General features: G+C 61.0%; 7 protein-coding genes. All 7 read right to left on the bottom strand.

Translation table 11 applies throughout. From position 1 onward, the window contains the following. Complete coding sequence (locus tag B5M42_RS16930; protein WP_134757316.1) at positions 1-627, bottom strand: CIS tube protein; 627 nt, start codon at positions 625-627, stop codon at positions 1-3. Between the two features lie 177 nt (positions 628-804). Then, positions 805-8250 (bottom strand): hypothetical protein, encoded by a 7446-nt coding sequence (locus tag B5M42_RS16925; protein ID WP_134757077.1) that lies wholly within the window; start codon positions 8248-8250, stop codon positions 805-807. Positions 8251-8267: 17 nt separating this feature from the next. Next, the gene (locus B5M42_RS16920; protein WP_230632960.1) at positions 8268-8756 is read right to left on the bottom strand and encodes a phage tail protein; all 489 of its coding nucleotides are present in this window, start codon (positions 8754-8756) and stop codon (positions 8268-8270) included. An 18-nt stretch (positions 8757-8774) separates the two neighbouring features. Continuing rightward, on the bottom strand, positions 8775-8945 hold the full coding sequence (locus B5M42_RS25600; protein WP_329959325.1) for a DUF6760 family protein: 171 nt from the start codon (positions 8943-8945) through the stop codon (positions 8775-8777). Positions 8946-8965: 20 nt separating this feature from the next. After that, positions 8966-9343 (bottom strand): phage tail assembly protein, encoded by a 378-nt coding sequence (locus B5M42_RS16915; protein WP_134757080.1) that lies wholly within the window; start codon positions 9341-9343, stop codon positions 8966-8968. Between the two features lie 95 nt (positions 9344-9438). After that, the gene (locus tag B5M42_RS16910; protein WP_134757082.1) at positions 9439-9873 is read right to left on the bottom strand and encodes a phage tail protein; all 435 of its coding nucleotides are present in this window, start codon (positions 9871-9873) and stop codon (positions 9439-9441) included. Between the two features lie 80 nt (positions 9874-9953). Then, positions 9954-11684, bottom strand: a complete 1731-nt coding sequence (locus tag B5M42_RS16905) for a phage tail sheath family protein (RefSeq protein WP_134757084.1) — start codon at positions 11682-11684, stop codon at positions 9954-9956. Positions 11685-11775: the final 91 nt, after the last annotated feature.

Genomic DNA, 11775 nt, shown 5'->3' with positions numbered 1-11775 from the left:
TCAGTCCAATCTCGGCACCGAAATCCGCCGTCCCGTCTGCATTTTAAGCGGGTTGTCAATCCCGTTCGCTCTGGCGATCTCCCGCCACTTGGACGGGTCCTCGTACTCCTGCGCCGCAATCAGCCACAGTTGGTCGCCCTGATTGAGCATCTTCTGCTTCGTCCGGTCCGCCGAGTGACGCGGAATGCCCTTGAGCTGCTCTTCCTTCGAGTACCACGACTTGAAGGTGACGTTCAGCTTGGCCCGCACCGGCACGCCGGTATCGAGAAACATCGAAAACGTCTGGTTGACCTTCTCCACCACGCCCTTGAAATCGAGCGAGCCCCACACAAACCGGCATACGGGCGGTGCGTGCAGCTCCTTTTCGATATCGAGCAGACCGGAGATTTTCTTCGTGTAGGTGCGCACATCCGTGCCTTTTTCATACGTGTCGAAAAACAAATCCATCGACAAGGTCGTCGATCCCCCGCTGACAAACTGTCCAATCGGCATGGACAGGCCGGGTACCGGCTCGAACTTGTACGTATTCGAGGCGTCCAGCACATATTGGGCCGGATTAAATAGCACCTCGACGTTTTCCTTGCTGTTGCCCTTGTCGATAATAATCATCGCTTTTTTCAACGCCATCGGGGTCTCTTCCTTTCCTTGCGATGTGCTGCCGCGGCTGCGTCTGGCGCGGCGGAGTGCCGGGTGCGCCTGCGGCGGGTGGCGGCCGCTTTGCGCGGTCGCCGCGTACGCCTGCGGCGGGTGACGGCGGCTTCGCGCGGTCGCCGGGTGCGCCTGCGGCGGACTCGCTTTATTTCACTACATACCGCGCCGTTGCCGCTCGAATTTGAGTTTCTTTTCGATTTCACGGTAGACGCGGTCGGCGATTTTGTTTACGTCAAACTGCGGCAGCTGCGTAACCAATTCGCGCAATTGCTCCATATTGACCTGCGGAGGCGGTGCCTCTGCCGGCGTTGTTTGGATCGTTGCCGGCTCATCTGCGCTGACTTGCCGGAGCCAGTTCATCTCCAGCGGCTGCATCAGCCCGGTGTCGACGTCGTGATCATCGTCATCGTCGTAAACCGCCGGCTGCTTATGCTGCAGCTGCGTTGCTTGCAGCAGCTCCAGCGAAGCCGCCGCCATCTGCCGCGGCGGCTCCGCCATCGGCGCCGGCAGGCCCTGCGCGCCGGCGGAGAGCAGCGTCATGCCCGCTCCGGCATGACGGCCCAGCGCGGGCGCCTGCGGCCAGCCCGCGCCAGCCGACGCCGCCCCGCGCATACTGCGCTCGGCGGCGTAAACGCCGGGCGCTGCCGGCGCATAGCCGTCGCTGTCGACGACGGCGCGGCGCTGCAGCGCCAATGCGGGCGCGCCTGCCTGCGGCGCGCCGAGAACGGGGCCGCCCGCGCCCGGCAGCGGCCCGAAGCCGTTGCGGTCGCCGCCAGAGCGGGCGACCGTCAGCTCCGCAGCGCCACCGGACGCTGCGCCGGTCGGCGCGGCCCCCGCCGGGGCGGGCCGCGTCATTGACGAGGCCGCAGCCCAACGGGCTGTGGCGGCCTCGCTGATCGCCAGCGCGCCCTCAGCGCGCTGGGTGAGCTGCGGCCGCAGGCCGCCAGCCCGCCCCGGCGCGGCGCCGGGGCCAGGCCGCTGCGGGGCGGACCGTTGCTGCGGTCCGCGCAACGCCGTCATCGGCCGCGAGCGCTGCGCGGCGCGCTCAGCCAGCGCGGCTGCTTCGGCAGCGACGCCCGTGCGCTGCGTGAGCCGAAGCGGCGCAGGCGCTGTGCCCAGCGATCCAGCGGCAGCCGCTGTCGTTGCTGGCGCAGACGAGCTACCCGCACCCGTCGTTCCATAGGCAGGCTGCCCAAACGCCGACGGCGTCCAAGCCCGCTGGACGAGCGGCACGCCTGCCTCAAACGGCGTTGAACCAACCGGCCTGCCCATCACTACATCCGTAAAAGCCGCCGGCTCTGCCGCTTCTGCGGAAGCTGGCTCAAGCGGCTGACCGGCCTCCGCCGCAACAGGCGCAACGCTCGACAATGCCGTCGTACCTGTGGCTTCAGTTGCTGCGGCAGCCGTTACCGGGCTACCAATGGCTCCGCGATTCGGCACAGAAGCCGCTGCGGTCTCAGGCAGCGTTCTGCGCCAAATTCGCGTCACCGGATCGCGGCTCCAGCCGGACAAGCTGCTGCTGACTGCCTCTTGTCCTGTCGTGCCGGACGCTGTGCCGCTCCTTACGTCGGTCGCGGTACCTGCGCGTTCGTTGATTCTGGCTGCCAGCGCTTCCGCAATATCCAGCCCGTCCAAATATACGCGCGACGGCAACCGACGCTGGCGGGCCAGCACTTGAGCCACATGGCCGCCAGTGCCGGACAAGGCCGAGGTTTCGCCAAGCCGTTTCTCTGCCGCAAACGCTCCGGCCGCACCTCTCGCAGCCGCGCCCCCGCCGCTGGCTGGAGCAAACGCTCCTGATGCCTCAAGCATGCTGCCGGCAGCGGCTCCAGCCGAGTTACGCACATCGGTGCTGCCTCCGGCTCCTCCCGACGTCGCAGGAGATTGCGGCTGCGCCGATTCGTTCCGCTTCGCCAGCGCCGCGCGCAGCGCCTTGCCCAGCTCGGATTCCTGCATCCAGCCGGACCAAGCTTCGTCCGTCGACGCTTGGGCATAGCTTAAATCAACCTGACGCCACCAGCTTTGCGGCTCTACCGCGGCAGCAGCCGCGCTACCCGTAAATCCAGGCATTCCGATGCCTGCCGATAAACCTGCCGAATGCAGCAACACATGGGCCGCTGCAGCCATTGCAGCTGGCATCCCCCGCTGGGAAGCAGCCGTCAACAAGCTGTTACGCATAATCGTGACGGCTGCAGCGGCCGCTTCCGCCGTAAGCCCGGCAAGCTTGCTTATGTTGAAGCTGCGATACATGGATCCGGAATCGCTTATTTCGTCATCCGGCACATCCGTCAGCCAGTCCTTCGACCTTGCCCGCTCCAGACTCGCCAAATCCGCTTGCGCAACCGACAAGCGGTCCGCCGCAGCCGGTTGCTCAGTAGCGCCGGCAGATACAACTGTGGCAGTGGTATCTGCTGCCGCCCGCTGTACATTCACCGAACGTTGTGCTGCAGCTTCATTGCGCCGTTCCGCGCTGCGTTGCAGCCGCTCGGCGGAAGCGCCCATCGGGGCGGGATCGTCCGTCATCAGCCATGAGCGATTCAATGGCGCTTTCCCGGCTCCCGCTTGCATCCCTCCCGGCTCCGCGGCCGCTTGCCGTTCGCGCCGGTAAAGCAGCGTCGGCGAAACAAAAATCGGTGCATTCGCTTCGCGAACACCTTGCGGCTGGGCGGCAAGCTGTGCGAGCCGCATCGGCGACGGTCGCACCACACGCAACAGCGCAGGCGTCGCACCGGCTATCGCCAGTCCGCCTCGCGCCTCGTTCGCTGCTGTAGTGCCGGCAAGGACTGCTCCTGCAGTGATCGCCGCTGTCCCCGCTGCTGTCCCTGCACCCGCCGTTGCCGCCCCGCTAACCCCTGCCGTCGTTCCACCGACCGCTGACGCAGCGACTCCCGCCGCTCCGCTATTGCCAACAACGCTTGCTGCGCCGTCAGCGGTTCTGGCAGCCGATGAAGCAGGCGGCGTGCCGGAATTTCCGCTGGTCGCTCCCGATCTTGGAGCGGTCATAGCTGCGGCTGTTGTCGCTCCCGGCGCTTGCTCCGCCGCCAGCTCACGCTGGCTGCGCGCAAATTCCATAGCTGCCGGAGCGACACGACGCATTTCCCTCGTATGGCCCCAACGCCTCGCCAGCTGTCTGGCCAATTGCATCGCTTGCGGCCATACGCTGCGCTGCACGCCGCGCAGGCCCTGTTTGCTTCCCGCGAAAGAAGCAAACACCTCTCCGGTTTCCGGGTCAATGCTCAAGCCGTCAGGAAGATCTGCTCCCTGAAGCGCACTCGCCCGGCGCTGAATCGCATCGGTCAAAGCTGCACCCGCTCCGCTCGTCAGCACTGCTGCAGCAGCCCCGGAAGCCGCTGCCACGCCTGCGTTCGTCGAGCCCCCGGCAGCAGCTCCTGCAGGTCCGGTTTCACCTATACCTGCTTCCGGACCGCCGGCCAAACCGCCGACGGTACTTTCTGGACTCGCTTGCCGGACCGTCTCGGCCGACAGCAGGCCCGCTCCTCCGACTGTCTCGGCAGCAAATGACGAAATCTCCGGCCGGTCAGCGGCTCCCGCTTGTCCCGGAATCGCTGCAGCGCCTCCCGAATCTGCCTGCGGGCTGGCACCCGAAGGCGGCGTGCCGATGGACCCTGAAGCGCTCATCTTGTCGCTTTCAATCGTCGCTCCTCCGCGCCCATCAGCCGCGGAAGATTCTGTCACGACTGGATCGGTACTTGCAGCTCGATGCTCAACTGCAGCGTTACCTGATGCTCCGTTCCCATTCCCGGGCTGCGCCGCTGGAGCGCCCTGCACAGCAGATGCATTTGGCAGCGCCCCGTTAACGAGCGGATTAGCCGTCTCGGCACCCGATGCTCCAGCGGCCCCAGTCGATCTCCCAGCGGCCGCTCCCGCGACGCCGTCCGGCGTCGCAGCTGTCGAGCTGCTTGCCGGAGAAATGCCGGCCGGACCGGCCGGAGCTGAAGCAGCTCCGGCAGAAGTCGCCGGATCAGCCGCAGTTCGTCTTACGGGTGCAGCGTCATCCGGCAACTCGGAAAAACGCGGGGCGCGGCGGGCAATTAGCGGAACTGCCGCAAAAGCTGCGCTGCGCCAGTAAGCCCGGACGGCTGCAGACCGCGGGAATCCGTCGACAGCTTCCGGCGTCTGGCCGGATTCCTCATCGGCAAGCCATGCGGCGGCTTGGTCAGCTTGCGGCAGATCAGCTCCGGTTAAACCGCCAACTGTCGGCAAGCGGTCCGAACCGACTCCAGCTGCGTCATTGCCGTCTGCATCAAGCCCGGTTTGTTCGCTTTCTAATAGCGGCGCTTGTTCGCTTGCCGGCGACGACATTTGGCTTGGCCGAACGTCTTCCGACCGCCCAACGGCAACACCGTCTTCATCGCGTCCTTCGTTCTCAAAGGTCTGTGGGCTTTCCACAAAGCTTGCATTCGCTGACTGCGGTGCCGCAGACGTCTCAGCTTGCAGCGAGCGCCGGACAAGGCCGGAATCCTCCGTGCCTCCCGTCAGCGCTGACCGCTCCGTCTCTGCCAAAGCTTCATCGCCTTCGGCTGAAACTGAACCGCGTTGCACTGGACTCGGCGACAGCGAACCAGGAGATGGTCCGGTGGCAGCCGGGCCAGAAACGCCCGATGGCTCCGCGCCCGTCCCGCTTGCTCCTCCCGTTGCCGGAGGCTCGTTTGCCGAAGCACTTCCCCTAGACGAAGCTTGCCCCGCTTGAAGCTGATCTGCCCGTACGGGCGGCGGAGACATAGCGTCAGGAGAAGCCGGCTGCGGGGAAACCGCTCCCGTTTCTCCAATTCCGCCTGTTGGCGACGGAGCTTCGGGCGGTACGACACTACTCGCCCGATCGGCGGCTGATACACCGCCTTTCGGCTCCGGCGAAGCAATATTCGTCGCCGGCCCCGGGGCAACTGCATGCCCTGCCGCGGACGCGTTCGTCGCTGAACCTGCCGTAGCCGCAGGCGTCGGCGATACCGCCGAGACGCCTGCGCTTGTCGAAGCTCCGGCCGCTGCCGGTGTGATCGGCTCCGGCCTGCTGACCGGCGACAGCACACTGGATACAGCGGACACATTGTTTCGCGTAACGGCATCCGCACGCTCGCGGGCCGCTGCATCCTGTCGGCGCAACTGCAGCGAGGCTTCAGCTATTTTGCGGATTTCGCGGTTGGTTAGTTGACTGACGCGGATGTCGCTCAAGCTGCGGTGAAGCTGTCGGGACGAATCCCCCGATAGCTGTGTCGCTTGCTGTACAAGTCCGGCGATGCCCGGTTTGCGGTCCGGCCCTCCTTCGCTTGCAGCGATAGGAAAGCCTGGTGCTACATCCTGACGACGAGCAGTGTCCAAGACGCTTGGGGCAACTTCCTGACTGCGTATAGCTCCGTTTGGAGGCTGCGCGGCATCGGCTTCGCCCGTTTCCAGAGCCTGCCGATAAATGAGCGAGCCGGCATCGGCACGCCCGACCCGCGCAGCGGCTCCCGATTCCTCCGCTGCGGCTGCACGCGCCGCCCGGCGCATGATCAGCAGCGTTACCGGATCGACTGCACCGGCAAACGGGCCTTCTCCCAGCTTGGCTGCAAAGCTGCGCGAACCGGCTTGGGCAGGCTCCGGTAACTCGGGACTCCACGCCGGCTGAGCATGCTCAGCCAGCATCTGCCGCCGGATCAGGCGATTGTGCAAATACGCTTGTGCTTGCTCCAGCAAGCCGGCAGCGCCTTGCTCGCCCGGAGCCCGCTCAACGCTTCGCTCCTTGCGAAACAACAAGCCCGAAGCCGTCCATCCGGCATCGGGGCGACGTAGGCCAGCTGACGCTGCCCGTCCGCTCTGTTGCAGCTCTGTTACGTAATCGGCTACACTTGCTTGCCCGGAGCGTCCCACGGCATAACGCCGCACAATCGCGCCATGCAAAGCAGCTGTTCCCTGCTCTAGCGAAACGCCCCCTACGTCATTCGAGTTACGGAAAGCTGGGGAAGCTGCCGCCGATGCAGCGGCCATTTCACCCGCCGCACTGCCTTCACGCATCGTTCGACGGCTTGCTGCGGCCTCCGCCCGCGCGCGGCCAAGCTCTGCAACGGCTTGGACCCTTTCTGCCTCCGCACGGTCGCCGGCTGCCTTGAGGAAACCTCGCGCCGTTGCGGCTTGGGACTCCTCCAGGGAGTCTCCGCTTGCTTTTCTATATATAGGTGTGAAAAACGATGTGGAAGAAAAAGGACTATGATCAAATCGGATCGCTTCCCGGCTTCCGGCTGAGCTGCTTGCAGCTCCGGCCGGCATCGCTAGCGCAGCAGCAAGCTGAGCGCTGGCACGCTGCACGATCGGCAATCCTGCGTAGTTTTCGATTTTAGAATAAATCCATGACTTGCCAAAATCCGGCGTTTCCCATGCTGTGGATTCGTCGGTGTGTTGCTTGCGGAAAATCCGCTCAACCGCCCGCATCCACGGAAATCCGAGCGTAGGCTCAACGCTGCCCGTTTGAGCGGCTGCGCTGCTTTCCGGCGATCCCGGCCAAACGATCGTGCCTGTGGCACGTACGGCCGGAGCTGTCTTCCAGCTCGGCTGGTCACTTGCGGGTTGTATTTGGGCATCCGTAACGCGGCCTGTGGCCGGCCCGGCCTGAACAACACCTTCATCCTGCTCCGGTCTGCTGCTGACTGTAGTGTTTGTTGTGTCCGATAACTCTGTAGCGCTGCTAATCGAGCTGTCATTGCTTGGTTCATAGCCTTCATTTGTGTAAAATGCTTCGTCTTCCCGCTGCGCGGCGTCTTCGTTGTGACGATCCGATGGATCAGCTGTACGACTTGCGCTTGCGTTCTGACTGTCCGGTTCGCCTGCCGCTTGCCGCTGCACGCTGGCTTGTGCTTCCAGACCTGGCTCCACCTGCTGCGTCCTTGCCGCCGCTTCATGGCTGCTTGCACCTGCTTCGCCGAAGGTCTGCAATTGGTCCGCCCCAGTCGCCGCTTGGCGATTCGGCTCACCGATAAGCCCTTCCTGCTGCGCTTGACGAATGCGTTGAATATCCTCACTGATTTTTCTGCGCAGCTCGCTGATTTCCGACTTGAGCGTCGCTTGCTCCGAAGCCTGCTTCTCTGCTTCAGCCGAAGTCGCCGGCTTCCGCTTCGTCAATTCCATCGGGGTCGCTACTGCGGCCCGATCCCCTTGCTGCGGATTCGTCACAGGTCTGCCAATGGCAACATTCGTCGCGCTGGCCGTCGGTCCCGCCGGTGCCATAGCCGCTTGCGGCAGCACATGGCCGTAATGCTTGATCCATTGCTCCAGCCGATAACGCGTCTCCCTGCTTGTCGACAGGTGCGCATTGTCCGCATGCTGCAAGCTTTGCAGCTGCGTCTGCAGACGAACAATCACTTCCCGGCTGCGCGGATGCTCCAGCATCGCCATGCCTTCCTGGTCGTCTACGCCCAGCTTGCGAAAAATTAACGACAGCACCCCCAAGTAAGGGTGACGCCAAAAACCGTATTTGCCCATAATGCCGGAAGCAAACAAACTCGCATCATGAGCCGATTGCCCCTCCGCGCGGAAAGTCGTCTTGACCTCCTTCACGGTTCCCTGAAAACGCCGGATGCGGGGGATATACGGTTGTCGGGTTTTCATGCCGAATCCCCCTGCCTTTATTTTTTGAAGGTGGCTTTCAGACCGCCGTGCACCAGCTCAATGGTTTCCACCGCAATGTTATTGCTCATCCCGCTCAGATCGGGACCGGACCATTTGACAGGAAAGGCATCGTAGAAATTCCAGCGGCAAATCTCTTTGCCGGCAAAATTGTTCAAAATAATCGCGCCGTTTTTGCGCTTGATCGTACCCGCGACGACGTCGGCATACCAGCTCCACAGCTCGCTGGATGTGGTGATGCCCCGAGTCAAAATCAGATTCGGATACTTCGTATGCTCAATCAAATAATGCGGGTGCGTGTTCAGCCCGCCTTCCCAATGCGGCTTGACCTCCGTCTCCGATTGCAATCCTTTCACTTCGGAGAAACCGGCGGCAATCATCCCGTCAAGCTCTACTTGAAAGCGCAGGGACGCGCCCACATCGTACGTGCGAGACAGCATATCGCTGACTGCCTTGACCGCTTTGGCGGCCGTTTTCGAAATCGACACTGTGCCAGCCTCCTGCTCCTAGAATACGTCAAACGGATTATCCGGCTTTCGCTTGCCGTCATCGTTCAAATTGCGGTTGATCCGTGAAATTTCCTCGCACCATTTGCGCCGTTCCTTATGGTCCATTGACATGACTTCATCGTGATTCCAATGAAAATAGTAGGCGATAAATCCCGCCTCTTCATAGATTTTGTCAACGGGATATCCGGCTATGCCCCGGATCTCTCGGATAAAAAAGAGACATCCACTTGGAATTCATGCTCGCAGCGCGGGCAGGCCGTGTGAACCTTGGGCAGCTCGATTTCGTTGATTTGCCGGTATAATGTTTGCAGGTAGCTCAGATCCGCTGTGTACAAGCGTTCGATAACGCGAGTGTCGATGGCGCGCAGGTCGCCCAAATGTGTAACGACGCGAGCCAGCAGGATGATGCTGAGGTATCCGGGATTTTGCTGTACGCGCTGATCGCGCATCGGTAAAATTTCATCCGCCGCGGTAGCCAGACGCATGGTTCCTGTTTTGTGCAAGTTGCCTTGCTCGTCTACGTAGCCTCTTGGCAGCGTAAATTCGTATTCCGTTTGAAAAGCCATGTTTCATTCCTCCCGCTTCAGGGTAATATTCAATATTAATGAAGAAGAGACAGGAGCCGGAACCCCTTAGCCCCGGCGCCTGCTCTTACATGCGGTTACTTCGTGCGCGTCATGCCTTCATGAGCAAGCTCAAGGTTTTCAATGGCAACCTCGTTGCCTGTACCGTTGAAGTTAGGCGCTTTGTAGCTGGACGGCCAAGCTTCGATGACCTGCCAAGTCGCTACGTCTGCACCCTCTTCGTTGATGGCGATGATCGTAACGGTTTTGCGGGCCACTTTGCCTTGACGGGCATCAGCCAGCCAGTTGTACATATCCATGGAGTCGGTTGTGCCCCATTTCAATGTGATGTTGCCATATTTGGCCAGACCCGGAAGCTTCCGGGGAGTAATGGTTTCGTTGCCTTCCCGGTACTCGATAACCGACAAGGATGCGTCAAAGCCGGAAACTTCGCTGAAACCGGCCTGTTGAATTCCTTCTACTTCCACTCTGAATCTAAAATTGCGGTATGGATCGTGACGTTCGCCTGGCATATAATACCCCTTTCCTTCTCATTAGAAGAATAATTCCGGTTCCAATAACTCCGGTTTAGTTAAGATGAGCCGATTACGCTCTATTCGTCGCTCGTTTTCTGCGTAATGCGGAAGATGACGAATTCGGCCGGTTTAACCGGAGCTACGCCGATTACGCAGATCAGACGGCCGTTGTCCAGATCGTCCTGCGTCATCGTGCTGCGTCCAATATTGATGTAGAACGCTTCAGCCGGACTTCCGCCCATGAGTGCGCCGTCTCTCCATACGCGGGTCAGGAACGCATCAATCGTACGTTGTACGCGAGCCCACAATTGCTCGTTGTTCGGTTCGAAAACGACCCAGTTCGTGCCGTTTTTGATCGACTCTTCGAGGAAGATGAACAAGCGTCTTACGTTGATGTATTTCCACAAGCCGTTGGAGGAGCAAGTGCGTGCGCCCCATACGCGGATGCCTTGACCGGCGAAGGCGCGGATCAGGTTGACGCCCAGCGGGTTCAAAATATCCTGCTCGCCTTTGTTGTATTGGCAGTCGAGACCGACGGCGCCGCGGACAACTTCGTTGGCAGGAGCTTTGTGTACGCCGCGCGTTTGGTCGGAGCGAGCGTAAATGCCGATCACGGAACCGGATGGCGGGATAAAAATGTTGCGCTTGTCAAGCGGATCGAATACTTGCAGCCACGGATTGTACATCGCGGCATACTGGCTGTCGAAAATGTTGCGGTGCGTCATGACGTCCGCCACTTTCGTTTTTTCGCGCGGAATGTCCAGGACGGCAAAACGGCTGCCGAGGTTTTCGCAATGCGCAACGAGCGACAGCTGAACGTTCGGGTCGGTTACGCCCGGGATCGCCATGATGCTGACGACGTCGTTGTCGATGAACGACTGGATGCCCGTACGTTTGCCAGGACCGTTGTCTACGCCCATGAAGTCGGAAGCGGCAATGCTGTCTTTCGTGCCGTTGCTGCCGCCGGCCAAAGCGATCGTGAACTTCGCGTTGTCAGCTTCCTTGTCGCCGGAAATCACTTCAAACGGAGGAATTGGACCGAGGTCCACGCCGTCTGTCAGATCTTTCACTTTAACGATGTTGGAACGGGACATGACTTTCTCGATGTGCGTCGCGGAAGTCACGTTGAGGGACATTCTTTCGTATACCTCAACCTCGTCCTTGTAAGCAACGACCATGTTGAATTCGCAAGTCGTCAGTACCTTTTTAGGCAGCAGCTCCTTGTCAACCACGTCGCCGTCCAGCTTCACGGACAGCTCGATGATGTTGTCCTGGGAGCCGACAACCTTGCTGTACTGCTTTTTGCCTTCGGCTTCGAAAGCGACAACGTCTCCCACATGGAAGCCGACGTTGCTTTTCACCTTGTAGTGCGTATCGTCGATAGCTTCATAGATTTGCGTTTTTGCTTTGCTTGCCGGCATGATCGTGGCGCGGATTTGGTTACCCCACATGCCCGGGTTTTTGGAGGTCAGACCGAGAATTTTCTCTTCTTTGTTGCCGGTGTTGTCGGCCAGCTTGGCATCGCTTGGCGCTACGCGCATAACGAAACAGCGGGCTCCTCCGTTCAAGAAGAAGTGCTCAACTGCGTAGGAAAGAAAACGGTATTCGCCAAACTCGCTTTCCGACAGGTAGCTGCCGAAAATGCGGTGGAAATCCGCTACGCTAGTGATCAATTGCGGAATGCCCTCAATTTCCCCTCTTTGCGCCAGACCTATGAACCCGGCCGTGCTTGTGCTTGCACCCTCTAGCGGCTGTGCACCGCTGTCAAACTCTTCCACATAGACTCCAGGTGATAAATACTCAGCCATTGTTCCCCGGTTCTGCCTGCATACGCTCTGGGAGTGTCACAGACTCGATACCAGTTCTCTCCTTTCTGTTTGTGTTTTGTATAGAGAATGG

The sequence above is a fragment of the Paenibacillus athensensis genome (genome assembly GCF_004514475.2).
In the GTDB taxonomy this organism is placed as follows: domain Bacteria; phylum Bacillota; class Bacilli; order Paenibacillales; family NBRC-103111; genus Paenibacillus_AL; species Paenibacillus_AL athensensis.
Note: the sequence above shows the minus strand (reverse complement) of the source record. Positions and strands in the feature narration are given on the sequence as shown.